This is a genomic window from Streptomyces sp. NPDC001407 (genome assembly GCF_042895325.1).
In the GTDB taxonomy this organism is placed as follows: Bacteria; Actinomycetota; Actinomycetes; order Streptomycetales; family Streptomycetaceae; genus Streptomyces.
This window is the reverse complement of the sequence record NZ_JBIAWF010000014.1, coordinates 112,508-136,175: the sequence shown is the minus strand read 5'-3', so window position 1 is coordinate 136,175 and position 23,668 is coordinate 112,508. Positions and strand designations below refer to the sequence as shown.

Here is a 23,668-nt window from a genome sequence, read left to right as displayed (position 1 = left end):
TTGCCTCCCTCGCGCAGAGCAGGGTCAGGGGGTCAGGGGCGGGTGTGCTGGGCGACGGCCGTCCGCCAGGCGGGCACCTGCGCGTCGGGCACACAGGTGTGCTGGTCGCCGTTGCGCAGGAACCAGCCGTCGGCGTAGTGCTGCGGGAGCCAGCCGAAGCCGGTCAGCTGCGGATCGACCGGCTCGGCGGGGGCGGTGACGGGCCAGCACGTCAGCAGCGCGTCGGCGAGGCGGACCTGGGCGTGGGCGAAGCACCGGGACGCGCGCTCCGGGTTCGTCCAGTCCACGGCGGGCGGCGCGGTGGCGGCGCCGCCCGCGGGGTGGAGGCTGGGCAGCCACTTCTCGCTGAGCAGCGGGGCCCCAGCGGCGACCGTCTCGGCCTGGGCGAGGGTGATGGCGAGCCGGGCCCAGACCAGATCCGCGTGCGGGCGCAGCCCGGCTTCGACGAGACCGACGAGGTCTTCGGCGAGGCTGGATGCGACCTCGGCGCGGTCGGCCAGCGCCCACCGGCGGTAGCCGTCACGGCCGGCGCTGTCCAGCACCGGTACGAACACCCCGTCGCGCACGGTCCGCGCGGTGCGCAGCAGCGTGAGATCAGCGAGCCGGGCCCGGACGGTGCGGAATTCCTCGAGCGCGCTGCGTGTGACCGAGAACTGGCGAAGGTGAGTGTGCCACTGGTCGGTTTCGCACTGGGCGACGGCGCGGACGTCCACGCGGACGCTGTCGACGATGCGGGAGGCCATCGTGGGGGCGAGGTCGGGGGTGATCAGGAGCAGGTCGATGTCGCTGCGGGCGTGGGCGTGGTGCTCGGCGAGCGCGCTGACCAGCCAGACCTGCGCGGTGGGGTGTTCGGTGAGCAGACAGACGGCCGAGAGGCGGGCGATGGCCAGCCGCTGGGTGGCCCATGGCGTGGCGTTCACGGGTCGGTGTCCTTTGCTGGGGTGAGCAGGTCACGGACGGTGTCGGCGACCCAGGAGTCGAGGACGGTGCGGACGTCGGTGCGCTGTGCGCCGATGTGGGGAGTGAGGAGCAGGTTCATGGGTCTGCCGCCGGTGGGCAGGGGCGGGTCGTGGGCGTCGATGGGGTCGATGGCGAGCCCGGCGAGCTCATCGGCGGCCAGGGCCCGCAGGCAGGCCGGCACGTCGAGCGTGTCCATGCGGCCCACGCAGATCAGGTGGGGCCGCCGGGGCCGGACCGCGTCCAGGAAGGCGGGGCCGAACATGCCATGGGTCTGGCCGTTCAGCGGCAGGGCAACGAGGTGGACGTCGGCCCAACCGGTGAGTTCCCCGGGCGGCAGCTGCCGGTAGTGCGCGGGAAGGCTCGCCCGGGCCGCGTAGGTGATGTCGGCGACGTACGGGGCAAGTGCGCCCGCGCAGGCGTGTCCGATGGGGCCGCCGCCCCAGATCGCCAGCCGCAACGTGCTGGGCGGGGGCGCGAGACAGGCGGTTTTGGTGTGCTCGCCGTGGGCGAGGGCGGCGTGGCCGTAGGGGATGCGGCGGGCGAGCGCGAGGAAGGCGGCCAGGGCCCACTCGGCGACGGCCCCCGCGGACGAGTGGGGGTTGCGGTGGACGCTGACGCCTTGCTCCTGGAGGGCTGTGGTGTCGATGCCGTCGAGGCCGGAGCCGGCCCGGATGACGTGGCGCAGCGCGGGCCAGCGGGCGAGCCGTGCCGCGTCGAGCCTCTGGCCGGAGCGGAGCACCAGCACGTCCGCGGTGCCGGCCAGGTGTGGGTCCGTGGCGTCGAGCGTGGGACTCTCGTGTACCTCGGCCCCGGGCAGCCGCCCGGCTATCAGGGGGATGTCGGCGGCGCCGCGGATGACCACGATGGTGGACATGCGCCTCACCGCCCGGCCGGGCGGTAGTAGCGGCCGAAAGCGAGATCCCCCGTGCCGAAGAGGACCGTCATCGGTGAGGGGGCGCCAAAGTGGTCGTCGCAGGCAGCTTTCACGCCGGGAAGTCCGTTCCACGCCTTTGGGTTGGCTTCGACGTCGGCGTAGTCGTCCACGATGAGGGCCCCGCCCGGTGCCAGGCGCGGCACGGTCGCCGCCAGGCTCAGGCGGATCGAGTCGTAGTAGTCGCCGTCGAGGTAGGCGAAGGCGATCCGGTCGGGGAGCCGGCTGGGCAGGGTGTCGGCGAACCAGCCGCAGTGCACCGCCGGCCGGGCGAGCCCCCACTGGTCGTGCAGGGCGAGGACCTCCTCCTCTGTGGCGCGCAGGAATCCGGTCGGGAACAACTGTGGGTCGTGGGGCCCGCGTTCGGGCAGGCCCTCGAAGGAGTCGTAGACGTGTACCGGCCGGTACTGCTGGCCGGTGGTGTCGAGCACCGTACGCATCCACAGCGCCATGGCGCCCTGGTAGCAGCCGAGTTCGACGACCGCGCCGGGGACCTGGTCGGCGGCGAGGCGTTCGAGCTCGGCGGCGATGGCGGGCAGCCGGTCGGCGTCCAGGGTGTCGCCATGGTGCTCCAGCAGCCAGCCGTGGATCCGGCGTACCGATGGGAGGGCGAGCAGGGACATGCTCACCACCGGTCCACGAGCACGTCGCGGTCGGCGGGCTCGGCCAGCGCGGTGAGCAGCTGCCCGGCCACGCGCGGCAGGAGCTTCTTGCCGGGCAGGTCGTCCAGGGGTACCCATGCGAAGCCGACCTGGTCCGGGTCGGGAGGGTCGGACTTGCGCGGGGCGACGTTCTCGTCGAGGAGCTCGGCCAGGAAGTTGTGCTGGGTCTTGTGGGTGTGGCCGAACTCGTGCGCGTACAGGGCGGGCGCGTACTCGACGACGAACAGCAGCCGCTCGGCACGCACGCGCAGCCCGGTCTCGTCCCAGACCTTGCGGGCGACTGCATCGCGCAGGGGCTCGTTCGTGCGGGCTTTGCCGCCGGGCAGGTTGTAGTGGAAGCCGGAGTGGTCGTCGTAGGAAAGCAGCAGGATGCGGCCGTCGTGGACAATCGCGGCCTTGACCGAGACGCTGATGCGGGGCAGATCGGACATGCGCGGTGCTTCCTTCCCTCGTCGGACCGCCACCCGCGCTCTGGGCGGCGGTGATGGTGTGGGGCGGAGCGGGGGGGCGCAGGGTGGGGCTAGAGGCAGGAGCGGGCGGCCGGGTCGGCGACCTGGAGCAGCTCGCCGACCGCGGCCAGCTCCACGCCGTCGAAGGTGCCGGTGGCGCGGAAGGTCTGGGCAGCGGTACGCATCGCGGCAAGCGCCGCGCGGGAGAGCTGGTTGGCGTAGATGGCCAGGGCGAACCCGGCCTCGGCAAGCCGGTCCGGGCCCAGCTGCGGGAACGCAGTAGGCACGGTCACCAGCGGCACCGGCAGCGTCCACGCGGCGGCGGACCGCAACGCCTGGGTGCCGGTGGTGTCTTTGGAGTGGACGAGGACCGCATCCGCGCCGGCCTGCGCGTAGGTGCGGGCGCGGTCCAGGGCTGCGGACAGGGGCTGGTCGCAGATCAGGGCCTCGGTGCGCGCGATGAGCAGCGTGCCCTCACCAGCGGCGTCGCGCAGGGCGGCGAGCTGGTCGAGCATCAGGTGGGGGTCGGCGAGCTGCTGGCGGCGGTGCACGGCGAAGCTGTTGCACTTGGGGTAGGCGCTGTCCTCCAGGCACAAGGCGGCGGCCCCGGTCCGGGCGAGGTCCTGGCCGAAGCGCCGGGCGGTGGCCGCCGAGCCGCCGGCGTTGTCAATGTCCACGATCACTGGCAGAGGCGTGGTGCGGCCCAGGGCCAGGACGACGTCGGCAAGGTCCCGGGAGGTCAGGACGTTCTCGTCCGGCAGCCCGAGAGCGCAGGAGACTTCGAGCCCGGACACCCACAGGGCGTCGAAGCCCGCCTCGGCGGCGATCCGCGCGGCCGGGGCGTGGGCGGCGCCGACCGCCCGCACCAGGCTGCGGGCGGAGGCGGCGTGTGCCAGCAGCTTTCCTAACGGCGAGGTGCTGGTGTCCGTTGTGTGGGTGGTCATCGTGAGCCCTCCTGGGGAAGGTCGGCGAGCAGGCCGTGCTCGTCCAGGGCGCGCCAGGCATCCCGCAGAACCGTGGCTCGGTCCTGGGCGGCGTCGATCCGCGCGAGGGGGCCGAGCGCGGGGAAGGCCGCCGGGCTGTCGGTGACCGTCCGGTAGACCTCCCGCACCCGGTTTTGCACCTCCAGCACGTCCCAGTCCGGGCGGGTGGCATCTCCCGGCCGTGAGGCGGCGCGCTCCATGGAGGCCTTGGCGCTGATGTCCAGCACCAGGGTCAGGTCCGGCACCACGCCGATGCTGCGGGCCAGGGTGCTGTAGGTGTCCTTGGGTGGCTGGTCGTGTTTGACGGCGAAGAAGCCGAGCTCCGACAGCAGCCATCGGTCCGCGATGACCGGACGCACCGGCAGCGACGGGATGATCAGCCGCGCGGCGGTGGCCTGCTTGTCCGCGGCCAGCGCTGCCAGGTACCGCTCCCGGTTGGCGGCCGCCGGCCGGTATTTGCCGTCCACCAGGTCCTCCGCGACGGCGGCGTTGAGGTAGTTGGTGGTCAGCACGGCGAGCGGTGTCACGCCGTACAGGCCTTCGAAGAGCCGGAACAGGCCCTTGCGCAAGGTGGTCTTGCCGGTGCCGTCCTGGCCCTCGACCGCGATCATGGGGTAGTGCTTCGCCATGGCTACTCCACCTGCCCGGCGCCGGTGCCCCCGGCGTACTTCGTGTACTGCCCACGCCACGGGAGGGAGGTGCTGACCAGGTCGACCAGGCGCAGCTCGCCCAGGTCTTCCAGCAGGGCCGGGATACTGCTCTCCCACACGATGCCCTCGGTGATCACCCGGCAGTAGGCCAGCCGCACGTCCTCCGTGACCGGTTCCGTGTGGAGCTGATGGCGCAGCACGCGCTCCGCGGTGCCCAGCGCCACGGCCCGTGTGGCCCGTTGCAGGGTCGCGACGCTGATCGCGCTGGTGACGGGGTCAAGGGTGAGGTGGTGCACGCCGCGGTGATGGAGGGCCGCGAAGAAGCCGGTCCACCAGGCCGCGGCCGCGGTGACCGCTCGCACCGCATCGCGCACACCGGCGTCGGTGAGCTGGCCGATGATCAGCGCGGCGGTGTCCTCGGCGGCGGGGGCCAGCAGCGTGGACGCGTACTCACTCGTGCCGTACCGCCTGGGCAGGTCGGTCCACGCGGTCAGCCCGGCGGCCTCGACCAGGGCCCGGGACCGCGAGCCGTCGAACTGCGCGGGGCGGGCTCCCAGCGCTGCCGGGGCGGCTTCGGTGAACAGCGCCACGGCCGGAGGGTGGTGAACGACCTCGCGCCACTCCTGAAGGTGCAGGGCCAGGCGCTGGACATGGAGACCGGTGGCGAGCTCTTCCCACGCCTCGCGCAACGGCAAGAAACCGACGGGGGGACCGGCAGGCATGCATCCTCCTTCAAAAGGTGACCGCAAAACAGGAATCAAGCAGCGTATCGATCACGGGCGGACAGGGTCACCGAACGGCGGGAACGCCAGCCGATCGAAGTCCCGGAGGGCGCCCGGCGGTCCGTGACACCGGCTCCCCCAGAGTCCGTCTCCCGGGCACAGGCGGTAAGACGGGAACGGCCATGTCTCAACTGCCTTGAGCAGTCCGCAAGTTCTTTGCGTGCGCCCTGCCGCAGAAGACTCGGCGCGACTACCGTGGACGCGCCCTGTCCGCGAGGAGGCACCGTGAGCGTCAACACCACGACCGCGCCGCCCGCCAGCGACCTCGGCACGCTCATCCGGGGCCGCCGCAACGCCCGCCGTCCGAAGATGACGCAGGCACAGCTCGCGGCGATCGTGGGTTACTCGACGTCGTGGGTCTGCCGGGTGGAGGCCGGTGAGATCGTCCCGCCCTGGGAGGTCCTCGCACGCATCGCGGCCGCGCTCGACATCCCACCCGATGACCTGATCACCGCCGCTCACCCGCCAGGGCGGGACCCGGCACCAGATCCCCGAAGCCCCGGATCCGGGGGCACTATGGCGGCTACGGTGGCCACGGGGGACCACGAGATCCAGGAGGAGGACGCGGTGCGGCGTAGGGGATTCCTCACCGGGGCGGCCGGACTCGGGGCCGCTGTAGTCACCGGCGCCCCCGCCACCGCGACAGGCCGGCCATCGGCCGACGTCGGCACCTGGCTGGAGACCGGGCTCTTCCACCCGCCCGCCACCGGCCCCGTGCCTCTCGGCCAGCTCGACCGGGCGCTGCGCCGGGCCCGCGCGGACTTCCGTCACGCCCGCTACCACACCCTCGGCGCCGAACTCCCGCTGCTGCTCGCCGCCGCCGACGCGACCCGCGACCACCTCACCGGCCACGCCAGGGAACACGCCAGCGCGCTCGCGGCCTACGCCTACAGCCTCACAGGCGAACTGGCCAGCAAAATGCACTCCGAGACCGTGTGGGTCGCAGCCGACCGCGCGATCGCGGCCGCTCGCGCCTCCGGCCGACCCGCACCGCTCGGAGAGGCCACCCGCATGCTGTCCGTCGCCATGCGCCGCGCCGGCCGCCACCACCAAGCCGCCGACCTCCTCGTGCGCACCAGCCACCAGCTCGCCGACGACCCCACCGAGCAGGCCCGAGCCGCCCGAGCCGCCATCGACCTGACGGCCGGGTACACGATGGCGCACTACGGCGACCGCGGAGGCGCGCTCGACATGGTCGACGAAGCCGAAGCCCTCGGACACCGCATCAACTACCGGCAAGGCATGGGCCAGGTCATCATCCGGGCCACCCGTGAGCAGTGCGAGGGCTTCCGCCTGAGCATCTACAACAGGCTGGGCGCCCCGGACGACGCGGTGCCCGTCATCCGCCGCATCAATCCGAACACCTTCCCGACCGCCGAGCGCCGCGCCCGCTACCACACCGACGCAGCCCGTATCTGGCACCAGCTCGGTGACGGCCCCCGTACCTTCGCCGCCCTCCGCGCCATCGAGCACGAAGCGCCCGAAGAAGCCCGACGCCCGTCGGTGAAGGCCCTCACCACGGATCTGCTGTACTCCTCCACCACCCTGCCAGGCCTTCGGGAGTTCGCGACACGTACGGGAGTCCACGGCTGACCTCAACCCCCTTCGGCGATCGGCTGGTCGGGAACCATGACCGATGCCAGCCGGACGGGCGCGGACTGCGGGTCGTGTCCAGCAAGGAGGATTGCGGCAGGAGGGACGAGAGCCCCGATGAGCAGAGCCACCGTGGCGCGGAAGGGGTGCGTCACGTCGATCTTGCTGCCCCGGTATTCGCGGGCATGTAACCCGCTCACTTTGCCCTCATCCCCGGGTGGTTGCGCTCCGCCTTCTCGTAGGTGGTCGCGGGTCCGGGGAACCGGTCGGCGGAGCTCGCGGGCTCCTCGCGCCGCCGGCAGGCGTAGTGCGGATACCAGTGCGTTTCCGGCAGGTCGCAGGGCATGCGCCTGCCGACGAAGCCGACGAGTTCGTGGTGCGTTTCGGTGACGATCGGCATCAGCTGTCCGAGGTGGGCATGCGGGCCGCGGCTGACCGTGGCCCGCCCGTCGGTCATCAGCGGGCGCCCGAGGGGCTTCGTGACGGTCGCCCGGATCGTCTTCACGTCCAGCGGGGCGAGCGCGTTGGACAGACCGAGGGACGACTCGTCCGTGTCGCGGTCCCACGCGGGCAGGTCGCCGTGCGTCCGTGTGGACCGGACGAGCGGGGGCTTCTCCCTCAGCTGCTGCTCAAGGGCCAGCCGCGACGGATGCAGCTTCTCGTGGTCGACCAGGGAGAGCGGGGCAATGGCGGTTCCGGGGAAAGCGGGCATGTGCCAGCTCCGTCACAGGAGGGGTTGGGGTTGACGGCGGGCTGCCGCTGCTCAACGTCGGGGGACGACAGCCCGCCGTGCACTGATCACCGGATGAGCACACAAAGGTGATGCGCATCACCGTGGCTCATGCAGGATGCCGCTCGGTCTTATAGGTGCGCAAGTGCGTCACCTCAATTGGCATGTGCCGAACCGCAGTCCTATCGACCTGCGACACCGGGTGGGGGCACAATGCAACCTGTAAGGCCCAACACGTCACCTTTTCAGAGAAGTTCGTCACCCCGAGAGGGAGAGCGCGAGGCCCATGCCGAACCAACGAGCCCGGCCCACACTCCGCAGGAGACGCCTCGGAGACCTGCTGCGCGAGACCCGGGAAAGCGCCCGACTGTCATCCGATGAAGCCGCACGCCTCATGGGCTGGGACCCGACCAGGCTATCGAAGATCGAAAACGCCAGGGCCCGCATCTCCGCCACGGAGATCTCCGAACTGATGAAGGCCTACGGGGTCGAGGACGAGTCGCTGATAGGGGCACTCGCCGGCCTGGCCAAGGACGCCGGGAAACGCGGCTGGTGGCAGACCTACGGCGATGTCGTGGCCGCCGAGTACAGCGACTACATCAGCCTCGAATCCGACGCCGAAAGCATGAACATCTACGCGCCGAGCCTCATCCCCGGCCTGCTCCAGACCGGCGCCTACGCCCGCGAGGTCATCGCAGCCACCTCGATGATCCGCACACCGGAAGAAGTCACGGCCCTGGCCGAGGTCCGCAAGACCCGGCAGGTTGTCCTCACGCGCACCGAACGTCCCCTGAAGCTGTGGGCCGTGATCGACGAGCGCGCGCTACTCCACCGGTTCGCAGGCCACCCGTCCCTGATGCGCGAACAGCTCCGGCACCTGCTCGACATGGCTGACCTCCCCAACATCACGATTCAGGTCATGGCCATCGGCGCCACCCCGCACCCGGGGATGCTCGGCCTGTTCCACGTCGTGCACTTCCGGCGTCCATGGCCGACCGTCGTCCACCTGGAGAACATCATGGGCAGCACCTTCGTCGAGGGGTCATCCGTCACGAAGGTCTACGAGGACGCCTTTGACCTCGTCGTCGCAGCAGCACTTCCCGTGGACTACTCCCGGGAAAGAATCAAATCGATCATGGAAGGAAACGGTAAGTGACCCATAGCGACAGCACCATCGACCTCTCCACGGCCCGCTGGCGCAAGTCAACACACAGCGACGGCGGCAACGGCTGCGTAGAGGTCGCCGACGGATACGAGGGCATCATGCCCGTCCGCGACAGCAAGAACCCCAACGGCCCGAAGCTGACCTTCAACAACGGAACCTGGTCGTCATTCGTCGGCAGCAGCCTGGCCCGCAAACTCCCCAACTAGCATGACCACATACGAACGCGGATCGCCCCAATGATGGTGGGACGATCCGCGTCCTTGTGCCCAGGCCCCGGCAGTCTAGACATTCGTCCCTCTGCAACGGCAGTACGCCGATACGATCCCGCGCATGCCGATCGTCCGCCGTGCGATACCCGACGATGCCCCCGAGCTCGTCCGCCTACGCCGCATCATGCTGGACGCCACTTCGGACCAGCCCACCCCGGACGGCCCGTGGACAGCCGACTGCGAAAAGACCGTCGCCGCGATGCTGATGACCGACACACGGTTCGCCATGTTCGTCATCGACGCCGCTGAGGGTCGGCTAGCCGCGTGCTCCGCCGCCTCGTATACCCCACGATTCCCCACGCACTATTCGAATGCCCCCTGGCATGGAGAGGTCCACCAGGTCGTCACCGACCCGGCGTACCGGCGCCTGGGGTACGCACGAATCACCACGCAGGCAGCCCGGGACTGGCTCGCCGCCCAGGGCTGCGCGTCTGTCTGGCTCATCGCCACCGCAGATGGGCAGGGTTTGTACGAGGAGCTGGGGTTCCGAACCATCCCGTGGCCCCGCATGGTGTGGCGGCCGTGAACAAGGGATGGACACTTCCTGCGCGGGCATCAGGCGGGTCATCAGTTCGCTGAACGGCCCGCGCTGCCCAATGGCGCGCATGTCGCGATGCGTCGCGGATCCCCGCGGATCACCCCAAGCCGTCGCCCTGCCGCAGGCACCCCCGCTACGTTGAAACAGGACGCCGGAATCACCTGGGAGGCGATCTTGTGACCGAGCCCGGTGCACGCCGCAAGGTGCCCAACGAGGAACTCGCCTACTGGCTCGGGCTCTCCGGCAGGTCCTATCGGCAGCTTTCCCAGGCCATCGGCGTCACGGTGAAGGAACTCGCTGTGTGCGGGACACCGTTGGCCCGCACCTGGATTGGCCACTGGATCCGTGAAGGCGAACGCCCGAATGCCTGTGCACCCACCTCACCGCGCCGCACGCCGCGGCGCCCGGCGTAGAAGGTGATCTTACGAAGCGACGCACCGCCCTGATGCTGCTCACCGGAGCCGCCATCGCCCCCGTCCTTCCGCCCGGCGCGGCCCACGCCTCGACCTTCAAGACGTACGCGGCCAACGCGACTGTCTCCGATCTGGAATCCGAGGACATCGAGAGCCTCGAAGGAGGCATCGCCGAACTGGCCTCCACCTACTCCGCCCGGCCGCCCGCCGAACTGTGGCCGGCGGCCTATCGGCATCGGCGCAGCGCTGACACACTGCTCCACCGCCACCACACCCTCAAGGAAGGCGTGGAACTCGCTCGCCACGCCGCTATGCTCTCGGTGATTTTGGCCTGGGCCGCGCACGACGTCGGCCGCCGCGACCTCGTCAAGGAGCTCTGCGACGACGCATGGGCCCATGCGGAACAGGCCGAGACCCCCGAAATCGGCGCATGGGTGGAAGATGTGCGCTGCACCGATGCCCTGTACAGCGGCAATCCGCTCGATGCCTTGACAGCGGCAACCCGAGGCCTCCAGGTTGCCCCGGCCAACGGCGACGCGGCCGTCCGCCTGACCGCCCAGCTTGCCCGGACCCACGCCCGTCTTGGCAACCGAGACGACTTCGCCGAGGCGGCCGCCAAGGCCCACCACTACCGCGACCACCTACCCCTCTACGACGGGGGCCTCTTCGGCGTCGACGCAGCCCGCATCATCAGCTACGACGCCACATCACACGGCGCCCTTGGGCAGCACGCCCTCGCCCGCAAAGCCGCATCCGAGGCCATCAGCTACTACCAGAAGAGCCCCCAGCAAGCCCCCACACGTCTGGCCATCGCCCGCTTCGACCTGGCTCAAGCCCATGCCGCCCTCGGCGAGCCGGAGGCTGCCCTGTCGGTCGCCCGCCAAGCCCTCGCCACTGACCGCATCGTCAGTTCCATGCGTGGCCGCGCCCGCCAGCTCGACCGCCAACTCCGACGCCGCTACCCCACCCTGCCGGACGCGATCACCTTCAGCCACGAGCTACAAGCTCTCACCTGAGACATACACGCACCAGGCGGACACCGCGAACGGCCGCACAACAAAGGCGTCCATGCCTGCCGCTCGAGCAGCCGCGAGTTCCTCATCAGCGTCATTAACCACCAGGCACCGGGCCGGCGGCACACCAAGTTGCCGCGCCACCTCCATGGACAAATCAGGCCCAGGCTTTTCCCCGTGCGACGTCCTCGCGCGTCACCACCACATCGAAGAGATCGAGCACCTCACCCGTTGCACACGGAGTCCACTGCTCGCGCGGTTGAGCCGAAACCCGGGGCAGGTGCGTAGGCACTCGAGCTCGGTGGGATACACGCCCACGACCACTGAACAGATGCCAACCGGACAGCGCGTGGCCGATCTCCGCCTTTACCCAGCACTCCTCGTCGCCCGGACTGAGAATCAGGGGCGTTGGCACTCGGCACGGGAGGAACCCTTGACCGACCTGCACGAACCCCTGGAACCGCTCGACAGCTACCCCGACGAACTGCCCCCGCCCCGGCAGCGCGGCGACGTCAACCTGGTCGGCCTGCTCAGTGTCGCCGACGACCTTGCCCGAAGCCTGTCGGCACTGAAGATCCGGGTGCAGCCCTACAACCCGAAGGCCGCGATCGTCAGCCCCCAAAAGGCACAGGAGAACCTGGAGAGGGAAGTCGACCGCCTCCTTGAGAAGGCCGTCTACCTCCAGCGCCACGCCCACGCCGCCATGCTCGGGCGGTGCGTCCTGGGCGCGGACTCCAAGGAGGACTGCTCCACGGAGGGCGCCTACCTCCAGCTCAACGTCTGGGACGACCACACCCGGCGGGACATCGTCGAAGACGGCACCACCGGCTGCGTCGCGCACATCGTCGAAGCCGCCCGCCGCACCATGGCCGACCCCGATAGCCGCCGGATCCTCCTCGCCTCCAGCCGCGGCGACGAAGCAGCCACCGTCTGCCGCGCACTCAGGCTCGGGCCGTCCGACACCGAACAGCTCCTGGACCGCGGCCTCACCCTGCGCCCCGAACATCGCACTGCCTGACCCACCGCCATACCCGGACCAGCAGGTCACCCCTGCATTGGAGCGCCACGTTGACCTACGAGCCGCACGACTTGAACCTGACCGATCCGACGAAGGGCTCCCTGGACTTCATCCTCTACACCGAGGCCCGTCTGGGCATCGCCTCGGCATCGCTGAATGCTGAGGTGTCCATCGAGACCCGGACACCTCATGCGGAGGAGTGGCTGAGCAGGCTGGTGCGCTGCGAGCCCAACGCGATGCATTGCACTCTCGTGGAGCAGGAGAAAATCCCGGCCCTCTTCCATCCATGCGTCAAGGAGGACAACAACAGCCCATCGGCCGTCTCCGGCTCGGGCTGCGTGTGCCGGCGGACCCTCTTCGACCCGGAGTTCGGACTGCCCGTCGTGGGCAAGCACTTCAAGCACGTGGGCGAAGGGGGCACGGACCAGTGGACCTACCAGACGTACGCCCCGCTGGATCTGCGCCCTGAGGACACCTTCAGTCGGTTCATCGTCGGCCGCGGCCTGTTCTGGGCCCGGACGGAGAAGGGGCTCCTGTCGATCCTGCCGCAACGAAACGCCCTCGGTTACAACATCGGGTACAGCGGAGGCGGCCCGCACGCCTTGGCCGCCTACCTCACCCAGGTCGCCGACACCGACGGGCAGAACACGGCCGCCGGCACCCTGAACGAGCACGCGCACCCGGCGATCCTTGACTGGACCCAGAGCAGTACGGCAGACCGCGGGGTGAACGAGCTGACGCTGCACGACCTCAAGGCGATGCAGCGGGGCTAACCGCCACTGTGTCCCCGCACACCGCGATCTGCCCAGCGGTCACCTGGAAGCCCACAAGCGGTGTACCCCTTTCCCGCAACCGTCCCAGCCCGCCCTCCAGCGGGCCAGTCACACAAACTGACCCAATCGCCCCGGAGTTGGCCGTGGCAGCCAGCGACAGCCGCTATGGTCCCCTCGTGCATCCACCGAGGGGACATACCGCCGACCGCCCCCACCGCCCAGCACTACGGCAGCTCCTGCTCCTCCTCGACTTGGACAACACCATCGTGGACCGCGGGGCGGGGCTGCTTCGCTGGGCGGAGGAATTCTCTCGGGAGCACAGCCTCGGTGCAGACGCCGTCGAATGGCTCATGACCGCCGACGGCGACGGCCTCAAACCCCGCGACCGCTACTTCGCCGAAGTCCAGCAACGCTTCACGCTGCCAGCCGCCCCGGACGAACTGCATCACGCCTATCAAGCCCGGTATCCCCGGCACATGTACTGCCCTCAGTCCGTCCTCGACCAGCTCGCACGGCTGCGCGACTCCGGCTGGACGATCGGAGTCATCACCAACGGCCTCACCACGACGCAGGAGGCCGTCCTGGAGCACACCGGCTTGATCGCGTACCTCGACGGCTGGAGCATTTCCGAGGCCGAGGGAGTATGCAAACCCGACAAAGCCCACTTTGAACGCGCGGCATCCCGCTGCGGAAGCAGCCTTGACGACGGAGGCTGGATGATCGGGGACTCGATCGACGCAGACGTCTGCGGGGCCAAGGGCGCCGGGCTGAGCACCATCTGGATCAGCCGACAGCGCACGTGGCCCATCGGCCTCCCGCCCCCGGACCATGCCGTCGGAGACATTGCGGAGGCGCTCCAGTTCATGCTCGCGCACACCGCATGGTGATCCCCGGACCGCCACGCCGGACCCGGCCAGCCCGCCCCGCGCGTGCAGCGGTGTTCTCGGCCGGGTCCTGGGGGACGGCGTTCGCCAAGGTGCTGGCCGACGCCGGCAGCGACGTCGTCCTGCATGCCCGCCGGAACGAGATCGCCGATGCGATCAACGCCCGCCGCCGTAACCCCGGCTACTTCCCGGACATTGAGCTGCCACCGAACCTGACGGCGACGACCGACCCGGCCGCCGCGCTGGACGGCGCGGACTACCTCGTTCTCTCGATCCCCGCCCAGTCCTTGCGCGACAACCTCACGGCCTGGTCGCCGTACATCGGCCCACGCATCGTGATCGTCTCCTTGATGAAGGGTATCGAGCAGGGCACCGGGAAGCGCGCGAGCGAGGTCATCGCCGAATCCAGCGGCGTGGCCGCGGACCGCATCGCCGTGCTGTCGGGCCCGAACCTTGCCCGCGAGATCGCCACCTGCCAGCCCGCCGCCGCCACCGTTGCCTGTCCCGACGAGACCACGGCCCGCGTCTTCCAAGCGGCCTGCCGCGCCCCGTACTTTCGGCCCTACACCAGCGCCGACGTCATCGGCTGTGAACTGGGCGGCGCGGTGAAGAACGTCATCGCTCTCGCCGTCGGCATCGCCAACGGCATGGGCCTGGGCCACAACACCGCCGCCATGCTCGTCACCCGCGGCCTGGCCGAGACCACCCGTCTGGCCACCGCCCTGGGCGCCGAACCAGGCACCCTTGCCGGCCTTGCCGGCCTGGGCGACCTGACGGCCACCTGTTCCTCCCCGCTCTCCCGCAACCGTACCTTCGGCACCTACCTCGGCCGCGGCATGACCGTCGCACAGGCCACCGCCGTCACCCGGCAGACCACCGAAGGCGTCAAGAGCGCGCAGGCGATCCTCGGCCTCGCACGCGCTCACCACATCGACATGCCGATCACGAACGTCGTCTCCCAGCTGCTCCGCGAGGAGGTCACCCTCGGCCAGGCTGCCGCCGCGCTGATGCAGCGGCCGGCCAAGACCGAACACTGACCTCGGCGCCCCGGGGCGCGCCTCCTCCGCCCTCCACACCGCATGAAGGGAAACGGACAGCTCAGCCCTGGTGCTCTTCCTGCCCGCCCCGGTAGACGACGTGGAAGTGGAGATGTCGACTTTCCTGATATCGGCCTAGGTTCGTGACCACCGTGGCCGCGCCGTGCTCCTCACACACGCGGGCAGCCACCTTGCGCACCACGGCCATCACCTCGCCGATCACCTTCTCGCCGGGCTCGCCGAGGTCGATGAGCGACGGCACGTGCTCTTTAGGTACTACGACAATATGGACGGGGTGCGAGGGTCGGGTGTGCTCGAACGCGAGCACCGTGTCCGTCTCGGCCACCACCGTCACAGGTGTCCGCCCGCTGAGTGCCTCGTCGCAGTAGAAGTCGCTCACTACGCCTCCTGTTGCTGGGTCAGGGCTTGGCGAAGCCGCGTGGCGAAGGCGCCCATTTCCTGCGGCGTTGCGTTGATGACGCCGTTCTCCGCCATGAGGGCGTGGAACTGCTGCTGCTCGTACGGGACGCCCGGGGGAAGCCCCGCGATGTGCCAGTGCACGTGGGCGTTGCCCTGCTGGCTGCCCAATGAGTACACGTATGTCCGTTCTGGTCGGCAGACCTCTTCCATGGCGAGGGCGATGCGGCGGACGAACAGTATCAGCCGCACGTACGCGGGCTCGTCCAGGTCCCGGACGACGTGCTCGATGTGGGCTCTGGGGGCGACGAGGACCTTCCCGGGAAGGGTCGGCCACCGGTCGAGGAAGGCGACGTGCTCACCGTCCTGTGCGATCACGTGGTGTTCGTAGTCCGGGTGCCCGGAGAGGAAAGCGCAGATGAAGCACGGCCCCGTGCGGGCGCGCTCGGTGTAGGAGCCGAGGTCCATCGGCTTCCGCAGAGGTCCACGACCGGGATGCGGTGAGGGTTCACTCATAGGTGTCGCCCAGGTAGACCGCGCCCCGGTCCGGGCCGGCGGCCAAGGCATCGGTGATGACGGCCGGCAGACACGGCGGCAGCGTGCGCAGCCCGGCGATCTTGTCCAGCGCGACCCACCCGACGCCGAGCTGCACGGAGTCCTGGGCGGGCCCGCCGAGCACCGCCGGCTCCTGGAGGATGCGGCACCGAAACATCGCGTCGACCCGGTGCCCTGCGCCGGACAGCATCTGATGCCCGTCCGGGTGGTTGGCCTGGATGTACTCGCGCACCACCACCAGGCCCTCGGCCTTCGCCCGCACGCCCGTCTCCTCGAACACCTCTCGCTCCACACAGGCCGCCAGGGTTTCCCCGGGCTGCTGGCCGCCGCCGGGCAGCCACCAGGTTCCCGGGCGCGGCCAGTCCCCCCGCACCAGGAGCACGTGCTCGTCCCGTACGACCAGGCCGCTCGCCGCGATCCTGATCCGTCCTTGATCCGTCACTCGTGCTCACTCCTCTCGCTCTTGCCCTCGGTGAATTCGAAGCCCGACCGCCTCGTGTGAACTGGCCGGAGCGCGCCCTGTCCGGTGATCCGTCCGGCGGGCTGCCGCCCTCAGCGGCACGGGGTGTCCAGAGGTCATGTCGGCTCACCGGGGTGGGCCAGCTGGGCCGTGATCGAGGCCTTCAGCTCGGTCATCGTGCGACAAAAGGCGTCAGCCAGATCGACTTCGTATAGGTGGGAGAGGATCACCACCGACCACAGACAGTCCGACAGCTCGTGCTCCAAGGCCGCGCGCCCTCCCGGGTTCTCGCGTGCCCCTTCCTCGGCCATGACCAGCTTGGCTAGATCGCCGACGTCCCCCACGAACCCCAGCATGAACTCGTCCGTCCGCCAGACACGGCGGTCGCGACGGTTCAGCTCGTCGTACAAATCGTGGACCTCCAGTGCGCGCCGTTTCACCTCGTCAAGGTTCACTGCTGCTTCCCCCTGTTCTGTTGGCTGTGGAACCGACGCGAGCCGTGACCGGGCAGTTGCGCGGCACGCCCGCGGCAAGTGCTCGTTCTGGACAACCCTCGCTACCCAGTCAGGGAGCTTCCGGCGGACGGGGAAGGCGGGAGCGCGGCGACCGGCTGCTGTGTGGGAGTCGGCAAGCCGAGCTTCTCCCGGGCGCTATGAACGGCGGCAAGCTGGAAGGCCGCCTCGTCGCCCCAGTCGAAGAGCTGTGCGACCTGCTCGGGCGTGGCCAGGAGCCGGGCGTAGGTCTGGCCAGAGGCCTTGTCGCGGCTGGGCGTTTCCCATCCGGTGATCACGGCCGCGTACCGGGCCCGGGCGCATCGCTGGCTGCTCGTGTCGTCGTAGAGGTAGCCGAGGTAGAGCGGATCGCTGATGCGTACCCGGGCCTCCTCCCACACCTCCCTGCGGAGCGTTCGTGCCGGATCGCCGCGGTCAGCGGGCTCGACCGTGCCTCCGGGCAGGCACGCCGAGCCGGTGTCCTGCCCGATGAGGACGAGGACCCTCCCGTCTGCGGTGAAGAGCCAGCCCCAGGCCTGCCGTACCGGCAGCCCGGCCGGCACGGGGCCGGTGTGCCAGGGCCAGAGCTGGGGTTTGCGTGGGGTGCGCAGCACCTCGAGTTCGTCCAGGGAAGTCGGTGTGAGGGGTCGGCCATCTTCGAGGGCCACGGGGCCGGTGCCGTTGATCCGTGCGCGGACGGCGGCCAGGGCGCGCCGGGCGTTGCCGGGGCCCATGTGGTGGGGGAGGAGGGCGGGTTCGACGCAGCGGATGCCGGTGACTTCCCGTTCCGGGAGGCGGATGCGGGCGATGTCGTTCTCGGTCAGGGTGCCGCCGTCGAAGACGTAGATGATCTCGCCGGGGAATCCCTGCGGGTATCCAGGGGCGTTGGGCGGCACCCAGTCGACGGCCAGGGCGCGGGAGAAGGTGCGGGTGAGGCCCAGTTCCTCGTGGACCTCGCGCGCGACGGCTTGTGAGGGTGCTTCGCCGGCGTCGATGGCGCCGCCGGGAAGCAGGCGGGCGGGACGGTAGTCGACGTCCTCGAGGAGCACGCGGCCGCGGCCGTCGGTGATCAGGGCTGACACGCCGCTCCACAGCACGCTGCGGCTGGCCGCGTACTGAGCCTCGGTCATTCTGGGCGGCCCCGGGCTGGTGTTCTCGTCGGAGTTCCGGTTGAGCAGGGCCATGGGCGACATCCCTTCGATCCGGTGGGTGGTTCGTCCGACAGGGTGGCGCGGTCAGGGGCAGTGGGGGAGGGCGTGAAGGAGCGCGGCCGCGCCGTCGTGCAGGAGCTGCTCGGCGGCGCGGCGGCCCACGGCGTCGGGCTGGTCCACCGTCCCGGTGGCCTGGGTGCGGATGGAGGTGTGGCCGTCCGGGGCGAACACCGCGGCGTGGACGGTCACCGTGTCGCCGGTGAGGGTGGCGTGGACGGAGGCCGCGGTCATGCAGTTGCCGTGAAGCGTGGCCAGGGTGGCCCGTTCGGCGGTGAGCGCGGTGGCGGTGGGCGGGTGCGTGATCGGTGCGAGGAGATCGCGGATCGTGGTGTCGCCGGTGCGGTATTCGGCGACGACCATGCCGGCGCCGGAGGCCGGGAGCCACAGCGTCGGGTCGAGGATCTGTGTCGCACGGTGGGGTTGGCCGAGGCGGTGCAGCCCGGCGTAGGCGACGAGGAGCGCGTCGAGTCCGCTGCTGCCGTCGTCCAGGCGGGCGATGCGGGTGTCGGCGTTGCCGCGGACGAGCACGGGCTCCAGGTGCGGATGGCGCTGGCGGAGCTGGGCGATGCGGCGCGGGGCGCTGGTCCCGATCCGGGCGCCGCGCGGCAGCTCGGCCAGAGCGCAGGGTGGTTGGCCGGCGGGGAGGTCGAGGGCGTCGCGGGCGTCGCCGCGCTCCAGGACGGCGCCGATGCTCACGCCCGGCTGCCGGTCGTGCGGGCTGGGCAGGTCCTTCACACATGAGACGGTGACGTCCAACTCGCCGTCCAGCAAGGCGCAATCCAGGACCTTGACGAACGCGCCCTTCCCGCCGATGCGGGACAGAGGACCGTGGTAGCGGTCGCCCTTCGAGGCCATCGTGATGGTCTCGAAGCGGGTGTCGGGGTGAGCCTTGGACAGCAGCTCGATGCACCAGTCGGTCTGCCACCGGGCCATGGGGCTGTTGCGGCTGCCCACCCGCACGACAGGCGTGGTCTTCACGCGTCCTCCCCGGCGGCAGGAGTCGGCATCGCGGTGGAGGTCGGCAATGAGGGATGGGGCACAGCAGTCTCCTTGGGGTGTGGCGGGTCGGGGTCGAGGGTGAGTGCGCGGAAGTCGGCGCGGCACGGGGGCAGGGCGGCGCACAGCAGCAGGACCACTGCGATCGCCGTGAACGTGGTGGTCAGGCCGAGCCGGGTCGCTGCCTGGCCGGCCAGGAGGTAGGCGGGCGGCAGGAAGATGAGCTGGACGGCCGTGTTCAGGGACAGCACGCGGCCGAGGCGGTGCTGCTCGATGACGCGGGGGAGCAGCGTGTTGAACGAGACGGCCGAGATGTTCAAGGCGGCGCCCGCGATGACGATCGCGGCGAGCAGGACGGGCAGGGGTGCGGCGGTGGCCATGGCGGCCATCGGCAGGGCCATGGCCGCCGAGACGGCCGCGGCGATGGGGCAGAGCCGGCGCGGGGACCAGAGCATGCAGGTGAGGGCGCCGAGCACCAGCCCGCCCGTCCACGCGGCGGCCATCAGCCCGTACCCGGCCGCCCCGCCCAGGTGGGCCTTGGCGTAGGCGGGGCCGAGGAGGACGTAGCCGACCAGCCACAGCGGCACGGTGACGCAGCCCTGCAGCGACCACAGCATCAGCCACCCGCGGGCTCGGAAGGCCCGCCACCCGTCCCTGAACTCGGCCCACACGGTGGACTGTTCGGCCGTGCTCATCGCCGGGATCTCGGGCAGATGGGCTAGGAGCACGGCGGCGACGAGGAACGTCACCGCGTCGAAGGCCACCGCGCATCCCGGGCCGGCAAGCGTGACGAGAGGACCCCCGATGACGGGGACGAGGATCTTGACGCCGTTGAACGCTGTCTGCGCGAGCGCGTTCGCCTGCTGCAGCAGCCCCGGCGCCACCAGAGCGGGCAGGGTCTTCTTCGTGGCCGGGTCGAGGAAGGCGCTGACCATACCGCTCGCCGCGGACAGGCCGGCCAGGGCGGGGACGCCAGCGCGACCGGTCAGGAGCAGCAGGGCGGCGATGCTCTGCAGGGCCGCGAGCGCGAGGTTTCCGCCCGGCAGGATGCGGGCGCGCGGGCAGCGGTCGGTGGCGAGGCCGCCGATCAGCGCGACCAGGAGCTGCGGCAGGCACCCCGCGGCCAGGACCCAGCCCAGCGCCACCGCCGTGCCGCCGACGTCCAGGGCGGCAAACGCCAGGGCGAGTGGCGCGAGGGCGGATCCGGCCGCGGACAGCACCCGCGCGGTCAGGAATGTCCGGTAGTCGCGCTCGCCCCAGACAGCCGCGGCGGCGCTGACGCGGGCACGCCACCCGCCCGCGACCGTGGGCGAGACGGCCGTCACTTATCCCCCTCTCCCGGCGCGGCCGCTGCCTGGTAGGCGGAGGCCTGAAGGGTGAACATCTCGCGATATTCCCCGGGTTGACCTGCGGCGGTTGTGCGGTTCATCAGGTCCTGGTGTGTGCCGGATTCGACGATGCGCCCGTCGCGGAAAACGTAGATCATGTCGCAGCTGGTGACGCTGCTGAGGCGGTGGGAGATCAGGATCGTGATGCGGTCCCGGCGGCGCTCGCCGCCGCCATGAAGGACGGCCTCGTAGACGGCGTGCTCAGCCCGGGCATCCATGCTGGCCGTTGGCTCGTCCAGAAGCAGCACGGCGGCTTCCTGGTACAGGCCCCGGGCCACGGCCACCTTGGCCCAGTTCCCGCCGGACAGTTCCTGGCCGTGCTTGAAGCGCTTGGACAGCGGGGTCGCCCACTGCTGGGGCAGTCCGGCGATGACATGGTCCGCGCCGGACTCGCGCACGGCCGCGAGGGCCCGCTGCGGGTCGGCCTCGGTGATGGTGCCCGCGCCGATCGTGACATTGGCCAGCGCCGACAGCGGCCAGGCGACCGGGTCCTGGAGCACCATGGCGACCTGGGCCTGGATGCTCTCGGCGTCGACCTCCCGCACCTCCACCCCGTCCCAGCTGATACTGCCCTGGCTCGGCGTGTACAGCCCGGCCAGGAGCTTGGCCATGGTCGACTTGCCCGACCCGTTCGCCCCGACGAACGCCACCGTGGAACCGGCCGCCAGCGTCATCGACACCCCGCGCAGCGCGTCCCGGCCGGCCTCCGGGTAGGTGTAGTGGACGTCGGTGACGGTGATGGTCTTCACCCCGTCCGCGAGCCGCCGGCCCGTACGGTGCGGCTGCAGGGCACGGCAGCGCTCCAGGTGCCGCTCGAGATCGTCGATCCACAAGGCGTGCTCGTAGACCTGGTGCATGGCCAGCACGACGCTCACCAGCGTGCCCCGGCTGGAGCGGATCGCCAGAAACGCGCCACCGCCCGCCGCCAGCGGCAGCCACCCCGTCGCCGTCATCCACCCCAGCACCGCATACGTGGCACCCACCGCCAGACCACCCACCGCCCGCCCCCACAACGCGACGCCCGCCTCCTGCCGCCCCAGCCGCGCATCCTCCGCCTCGATCCGCCGCGCGAAACGCTCATGCTCCTCCAGCAACGCCCGCTGCGCCGTCGAGGAACGGACCTCCGCCGCGGAGTCCCGGTCAAGAAGGAGCCAGGTCAGGAGGCGGATGCGTCGCTGGAGGGTGCTGTATCGGCTGTGGGAGAGGAACTGCGCCCGTGCCGAGCGCACCGCCGCGTACCCCTGCGGAATCACCGAGAGCACCAGCAGGGGGAGCAGCAGCGGGTGCAGGACGGCCAGGACGCCGGCGGCTCCGATCAGGCCGAGGACGGCGTGCGCGAGCTGGACCATCTGAGGCACGGACTGGCGCATGTAGTACAGGCCGCGATCGTTGGCCTTGTTCGCCTCGTCGGCGAAGACGTGGTCGTCCACCGCCTCCAGGCGCACGTGGCAGTTCAGCCGCAAGAACTCCTGCTCCACCGCGCGCCGGACCTTCGGCGTGAGTGCCGCCTGCCCGCGGGCGACACCGAAGTCGAGCAGACCCTGCGCCGCCATCAGACCGGCGACCAGCGCGAGGGAGGGGAGCGCGTGGTGGATGCGTTCGGAGGTCGCGCCCTGGGCGAAGAGGGCCGAGAGCACGCGCACCGAGGCCAGCAGCCCGAGCGCGCTCATCAGCGAGGAGGCGATCTGGCACACCACGACCGTGACCGCGGCCCGCGCATCGGCCCGGTACGCCAGAGCGAGCACCCTGCGGCTGATCCCCGGCAACCGGCCGAGAATCCGCCACACGTTGGTTCGAGCGGCCTCCCCATCCCACTGCATCCAGTACGCGCTCTTCAGCTCGTCGCCGACCTCCTCGCCCTCCGGCGCCGCCGCAGCCCTCGCCGGAGGCGGCAACAGCACACCCCGACGGGGACCGGGGACTTGCTCCCCACGACGAACCTCCGACCCGCTGCCGTCCGCCCCGCTCACCGCGTTCCCCCTTCACTGCCGTCGACGGATCCAGCCGGCGTGGGCAACTCCCACGCGAGCACGGCCGCGCCCGCACCGGCGGTGACGTACTGCCGCCCGTCAGCGGCCACCTCCAGCCGGTACTCCTGCGGCCGCCCGGCACGCTCCCAGCGCGCGTACACCTCGCACACCTCGTCCCACACCGGCCGCGCGCCTACTTCCTCGACGTCTCCGTCGGGGCCGACGACGGCCCAGGAGTCCTCCCGGGGCGCGATCAGAGTCAGGCGCTCGGCGGAAAAGTCCCGGACCAGCCCCGGGGCCATGTGTGCCACCGCCGTCCAGAACCCGCGCGCCTCATCCGGCGGCGGAGCGAGGGGACCGGACCAGTGACGGCCGGGCTCGGCGCCGACGCGGTCCTTGTGCTGGTGCAGCGACACCCAGTTGTAGCCGTGCACCGGCACGTGCCCCAGCCGTGAGCCGCGCACTGTCGCCTTCAGACGGCCGCCGTCCTTCCGAATGGTCACCAGGCCAGGCCAGGCCAGCTGGGCGAGTCGGCGGTCAAGTGTGCGAGCATCAGCCCGCCCTCGGCCAGCTGCTCCACGACCTTCACCGGCAGGCACGGCACCGAGAACGTGAAGCCGATCCGCTCGTACGGTGCCCGCTCCCGGTGGCCGTCGAGCCCGTCCCCGGCAACGACCTCCACCTCCAGGCCGAGCGCGGCGAGGCGGCGCGCTGCCGCGGTCGCCATCTCGGCGTCGCGCTCGACGGCCGTGACCCGGCTGGCCCCGACAACGCGGGCGGTCACGGCCGCGGAGTACCCCGGGCCCGCCCCCAGCTCGAGGTAGGACTGGCCGGGCCGCAGCCGCAGGTCCTGCAGCATCCGCACCGTCATGGCCACCACGCTCGCCGCCGACGTGATGTGCCCGCCCTGCACCCGCCCGCGTACCTGGCCGTCGAGCGCCTCGCCATTGCGCTGGGCGAGCACGGAGGCGCCGCTGTAGATGAGCTCGAGCCACTCCTGCCGGTCGTCCGGGTGCGCGCCGTCCAGCAGCTGCCGCACCACGGGCTCGGGATACCCGGCGTCGCGCCGGACGTAGGCGCGCGGCAGCAGCACCTCACGCCGCACGCTCAGCAGCGCATCCCGCAACAGCGGGTCGGTTAAGACCTCCTGCTCTTCCAGGCGGTCCACCATGGCCTGCCGCGCCTGCGCGGCCTCCTGGAGCTCGGCCGCGGGCGAGGGAGCGGGGGATGGACGGTGGGACACAGCTGCCTCCAGCAAGGGGTCGTCGTGGTGGTCGGGCCAAGTGCCGGTCAGCGCCGGGGCATCACCCGCTCCAGGACGGCCGAGGGC

At 70.8% G+C, this 23,668-nt stretch carries 29 protein-coding genes and 1 pseudogene; 10 read left to right on the top strand and 20 right to left on the bottom strand.

Going from position 1 to position 23,668, the window contains the following annotated elements; translation table 11 throughout:
* Positions 1-32 precede the first annotated feature (32 nt).
* The 7 genes from ACFY1P_RS20510 to ACFY1P_RS20480 form a co-directional block, all read right to left on the bottom strand.
* Entirely contained in the window at positions 33-920 is an 888-nt protein-coding gene (locus tag ACFY1P_RS20510) for a hypothetical protein (RefSeq protein ID WP_390751437.1), read from the bottom strand.
* Positions 917-1,834, bottom strand: coding sequence for an NAD(P)-dependent oxidoreductase (locus ACFY1P_RS20505; protein WP_390751436.1), 918 nt, complete (start codon positions 1,832-1,834; stop codon positions 917-919). Before ACFY1P_RS20505 ends, ACFY1P_RS20510 begins: the two co-directional genes overlap by 4 nt.
* A gap of 5 nt (positions 1,835-1,839) precedes the next feature.
* Positions 1,840-2,514, bottom strand: coding sequence for a TylF/MycF/NovP-related O-methyltransferase (locus ACFY1P_RS20500; protein WP_390751507.1), 675 nt, complete (start codon positions 2,512-2,514; stop codon positions 1,840-1,842).
* Between the two features lie 2 nt (positions 2,515-2,516).
* Entirely contained in the window at positions 2,517-2,984 is a 468-nt protein-coding gene (locus tag ACFY1P_RS20495) for an NUDIX domain-containing protein (RefSeq protein WP_390751435.1), read from the bottom strand.
* 89 nt (positions 2,985-3,073) lie between these two features.
* Complete coding sequence (locus tag ACFY1P_RS20490) at positions 3,074-3,946, bottom strand: isocitrate lyase/phosphoenolpyruvate mutase family protein (RefSeq protein ID WP_390751434.1); 873 nt, start codon at positions 3,944-3,946, stop codon at positions 3,074-3,076.
* On the bottom strand, positions 3,943-4,614 hold the full coding sequence (locus ACFY1P_RS20485; protein ID WP_390751433.1) for a thymidylate kinase: 672 nt from the start codon (positions 4,612-4,614) through the stop codon (positions 3,943-3,945). Before ACFY1P_RS20485 ends, ACFY1P_RS20490 begins: the two co-directional genes overlap by 4 nt.
* A gap of 2 nt (positions 4,615-4,616) precedes the next feature.
* Positions 4,617-5,357: a hypothetical protein gene (locus tag ACFY1P_RS20480; protein WP_390751432.1), complete on the bottom strand. Its 741-nt coding sequence runs from the start codon at positions 5,355-5,357 to the stop codon at positions 4,617-4,619.
* Between the two features lie 285 nt (positions 5,358-5,642).
* On the opposite strand from ACFY1P_RS20480, the gene ACFY1P_RS20475 reads away from it, so the two are divergent.
* Entirely contained in the window at positions 5,643-7,010 is a 1,368-nt protein-coding gene (locus ACFY1P_RS20475) for a helix-turn-helix domain-containing protein (RefSeq protein WP_390751431.1), read from the top strand.
* Positions 7,011-7,012: 2 nt separating this feature from the next.
* Here the strand turns inward: ACFY1P_RS20475 and ACFY1P_RS20470 are convergent, their stop codons facing one another.
* Complete coding sequence (locus ACFY1P_RS20470; RefSeq protein ID WP_390751430.1) at positions 7,013-7,210, bottom strand: hypothetical protein; 198 nt, start codon at positions 7,208-7,210, stop codon at positions 7,013-7,015.
* On the bottom strand, positions 7,207-7,722 hold the full coding sequence (locus ACFY1P_RS20465; RefSeq protein WP_390751429.1) for a hypothetical protein: 516 nt from the start codon (positions 7,720-7,722) through the stop codon (positions 7,207-7,209). Before ACFY1P_RS20465 ends, ACFY1P_RS20470 begins: the two co-directional genes overlap by 4 nt.
* Before the next feature lie 304 nt (positions 7,723-8,026).
* Between ACFY1P_RS20465 and ACFY1P_RS20460 the strand changes: the two genes are divergently transcribed.
* From ACFY1P_RS20460 to ACFY1P_RS20440, 5 genes are all read left to right on the top strand, one after another.
* Positions 8,027-8,896, top strand: a complete 870-nt coding sequence (locus ACFY1P_RS20460; RefSeq protein ID WP_390751428.1) for a helix-turn-helix domain-containing protein — start codon at positions 8,027-8,029, stop codon at positions 8,894-8,896.
* A complete protein-coding gene (locus tag ACFY1P_RS20455) occupies positions 8,893-9,111 on the top strand; it encodes a DUF397 domain-containing protein (protein WP_390751427.1) in 219 nt (72 codons plus the stop codon). Before ACFY1P_RS20460 ends, ACFY1P_RS20455 begins: the two co-directional genes overlap by 4 nt.
* 124 nt (positions 9,112-9,235) lie before the next feature.
* Positions 9,236-9,700, top strand: a complete 465-nt coding sequence (locus tag ACFY1P_RS20450) for a GNAT family N-acetyltransferase (RefSeq protein WP_390751426.1) — start codon at positions 9,236-9,238, stop codon at positions 9,698-9,700.
* A gap of 188 nt (positions 9,701-9,888) precedes the next feature.
* Positions 9,889-10,125 carry a hypothetical protein gene (locus tag ACFY1P_RS20445; protein ID WP_390751425.1) on the top strand — a complete coding sequence of 79 codons (237 nt, stop codon included), beginning with the start codon at positions 9,889-9,891 and terminating at the stop codon, positions 10,123-10,125.
* Between the two features lie 32 nt (positions 10,126-10,157).
* Positions 10,158-11,141 (top strand): hypothetical protein, encoded by a 984-nt coding sequence (locus ACFY1P_RS20440; protein WP_390751424.1) that lies wholly within the window; start codon positions 10,158-10,160, stop codon positions 11,139-11,141.
* On the opposite strand, the pseudogene ACFY1P_RS20435 reads toward ACFY1P_RS20440, so the two are convergent.
* Positions 11,124-11,309: pseudogene (locus tag ACFY1P_RS20435) on the bottom strand (HAD-IA family hydrolase); the annotation flags it as partial. The gene ACFY1P_RS20440 and the pseudogene ACFY1P_RS20435 overlap by 18 nt on opposite strands.
* Positions 11,310-11,571: 262 nt before the next feature.
* Between ACFY1P_RS20435 and ACFY1P_RS20430 the strand changes: the two are divergent.
* From ACFY1P_RS20430 to ACFY1P_RS20415, 4 genes are all read left to right on the top strand, one after another.
* Positions 11,572-12,156 carry a hypothetical protein gene (locus ACFY1P_RS20430; protein ID WP_390751423.1) on the top strand — a complete coding sequence of 195 codons (585 nt, stop codon included), beginning with the start codon at positions 11,572-11,574 and terminating at the stop codon, positions 12,154-12,156.
* A 50-nt stretch (positions 12,157-12,206) separates the two neighbouring features.
* On the top strand, positions 12,207-12,929 hold the full coding sequence (locus tag ACFY1P_RS20425; RefSeq protein ID WP_390751422.1) for a hypothetical protein: 723 nt from the start codon (positions 12,207-12,209) through the stop codon (positions 12,927-12,929).
* A 176-nt stretch (positions 12,930-13,105) separates the two neighbouring features.
* Positions 13,106-13,816, top strand: coding sequence for an HAD family hydrolase (locus ACFY1P_RS20420; RefSeq protein WP_390751421.1), 711 nt, complete (start codon positions 13,106-13,108; stop codon positions 13,814-13,816).
* Positions 13,810-14,850 (top strand): NAD(P)H-dependent glycerol-3-phosphate dehydrogenase, encoded by a 1,041-nt coding sequence (locus ACFY1P_RS20415; RefSeq protein ID WP_390751420.1) that lies wholly within the window; start codon positions 13,810-13,812, stop codon positions 14,848-14,850. The genes ACFY1P_RS20420 and ACFY1P_RS20415 overlap by 7 nt, the downstream gene beginning before the upstream one ends.
* A 61-nt stretch (positions 14,851-14,911) precedes the next feature.
* Here ACFY1P_RS20415 and ACFY1P_RS20410 read toward each other — a convergent pair whose 3' ends face one another.
* The 10 genes from ACFY1P_RS20410 to ACFY1P_RS20365 form a co-directional block, all read right to left on the bottom strand.
* On the bottom strand, positions 14,912-15,250 hold the full coding sequence (locus ACFY1P_RS20410; protein ID WP_390751419.1) for an HIT family protein: 339 nt from the start codon (positions 15,248-15,250) through the stop codon (positions 14,912-14,914).
* Complete coding sequence (locus ACFY1P_RS20405) at positions 15,250-15,735, bottom strand: HIT family protein (protein ID WP_390751418.1); 486 nt, start codon at positions 15,733-15,735, stop codon at positions 15,250-15,252. Before ACFY1P_RS20405 ends, ACFY1P_RS20410 begins: the two co-directional genes overlap by 1 nt.
* A 40-nt stretch (positions 15,736-15,775) precedes the next feature.
* On the bottom strand, positions 15,776-16,264 hold the full coding sequence (locus ACFY1P_RS20400) for an NUDIX domain-containing protein (RefSeq protein WP_390751417.1): 489 nt from the start codon (positions 16,262-16,264) through the stop codon (positions 15,776-15,778).
* A 134-nt stretch (positions 16,265-16,398) separates the two neighbouring features.
* Positions 16,399-16,737 (bottom strand): nucleotide pyrophosphohydrolase, encoded by a 339-nt coding sequence (locus ACFY1P_RS20395; protein WP_390751416.1) that lies wholly within the window; start codon positions 16,735-16,737, stop codon positions 16,399-16,401.
* A gap of 101 nt (positions 16,738-16,838) precedes the next feature.
* A complete protein-coding gene (locus ACFY1P_RS20390; protein ID WP_390751415.1) occupies positions 16,839-17,957 on the bottom strand; it encodes an NUDIX domain-containing protein in 1,119 nt (372 codons plus the stop codon).
* 51 nt (positions 17,958-18,008) lie between these two features.
* Entirely contained in the window at positions 18,009-18,962 is a 954-nt protein-coding gene (hemC, locus tag ACFY1P_RS20385; protein WP_390751414.1) for a hydroxymethylbilane synthase, read from the bottom strand.
* Entirely contained in the window at positions 18,959-20,305 is a 1,347-nt protein-coding gene (locus tag ACFY1P_RS20380) for an MFS transporter (RefSeq protein ID WP_390751413.1), read from the bottom strand. Before ACFY1P_RS20380 ends, hemC begins: the two co-directional genes overlap by 4 nt.
* Positions 20,302-22,269 carry an ATP-binding cassette domain-containing protein gene (locus tag ACFY1P_RS20375; protein WP_390751412.1) on the bottom strand — a complete coding sequence of 656 codons (1,968 nt, stop codon included), beginning with the start codon at positions 22,267-22,269 and terminating at the stop codon, positions 20,302-20,304. Before ACFY1P_RS20375 ends, ACFY1P_RS20380 begins: the two co-directional genes overlap by 4 nt.
* Positions 22,270-22,334: 65 nt before the next feature.
* The gene (locus ACFY1P_RS20370) at positions 22,335-22,841 is read right to left on the bottom strand and encodes a hypothetical protein (RefSeq protein WP_390751411.1); all 507 of its coding nucleotides are present in this window, start codon (positions 22,839-22,841) and stop codon (positions 22,335-22,337) included.
* Positions 22,838-23,581 carry a protein-L-isoaspartate O-methyltransferase gene (locus ACFY1P_RS20365; protein ID WP_390751410.1) on the bottom strand — a complete coding sequence of 248 codons (744 nt, stop codon included), beginning with the start codon at positions 23,579-23,581 and terminating at the stop codon, positions 22,838-22,840. The genes ACFY1P_RS20370 and ACFY1P_RS20365 overlap by 4 nt, the downstream gene beginning before the upstream one ends.
* Between the last annotated feature and the right edge of the window lie 87 nt (positions 23,582-23,668).

Excerpts from the sequence above, each read along its gene's own strand:
- ACFY1P_RS20490 (WP_390751434.1), bottom strand. The coding sequence starts at position 3,946 with ATGACCACCCACACAACGGACACCAGCACCTCGCCGTTAGGAAAGCTG.
- ACFY1P_RS20405 (WP_390751418.1), bottom strand. The coding sequence starts at position 15,735 with ATGGACCTCGGCTCCTACACCGAGCGCGCCCGCACGGGGCCGTGCTTC.
- ACFY1P_RS20485 (WP_390751433.1), bottom strand. The coding sequence starts at position 4,614 with ATGGCGAAGCACTACCCCATGATCGCGGTCGAGGGCCAGGACGGCACC.
- ACFY1P_RS20415 (WP_390751420.1), top strand. The coding sequence starts at position 13,810 with ATGGTGATCCCCGGACCGCCACGCCGGACCCGGCCAGCCCGCCCCGCG.
- ACFY1P_RS20460 (WP_390751428.1), top strand. The coding sequence starts at position 8,027 with ATGCCGAACCAACGAGCCCGGCCCACACTCCGCAGGAGACGCCTCGGA.
- ACFY1P_RS20495 (WP_390751435.1), bottom strand. The coding sequence starts at position 2,984 with ATGTCCGATCTGCCCCGCATCAGCGTCTCGGTCAAGGCCGCGATTGTC.
- ACFY1P_RS20500 (WP_390751507.1), bottom strand. The coding sequence starts at position 2,514 with ATGTCCCTGCTCGCCCTCCCATCGGTACGCCGGATCCACGGCTGGCTG.
- ACFY1P_RS20450 (WP_390751426.1), top strand. The coding sequence starts at position 9,236 with ATGCCGATCGTCCGCCGTGCGATACCCGACGATGCCCCCGAGCTCGTC.
- ACFY1P_RS20465 (WP_390751429.1), bottom strand. The coding sequence starts at position 7,722 with ATGCCCGCTTTCCCCGGAACCGCCATTGCCCCGCTCTCCCTGGTCGAC.
- ACFY1P_RS20440 (WP_390751424.1), top strand. The coding sequence starts at position 10,158 with ATGCTGCTCACCGGAGCCGCCATCGCCCCCGTCCTTCCGCCCGGCGCG.
- ACFY1P_RS20390 (WP_390751415.1), bottom strand. The coding sequence starts at position 17,957 with ATGGCCCTGCTCAACCGGAACTCCGACGAGAACACCAGCCCGGGGCCG.
- ACFY1P_RS20505 (WP_390751436.1), bottom strand. The coding sequence starts at position 1,834 with ATGTCCACCATCGTGGTCATCCGCGGCGCCGCCGACATCCCCCTGATA.
- ACFY1P_RS20480 (WP_390751432.1), bottom strand. The coding sequence starts at position 5,357 with ATGCCTGCCGGTCCCCCCGTCGGTTTCTTGCCGTTGCGCGAGGCGTGG.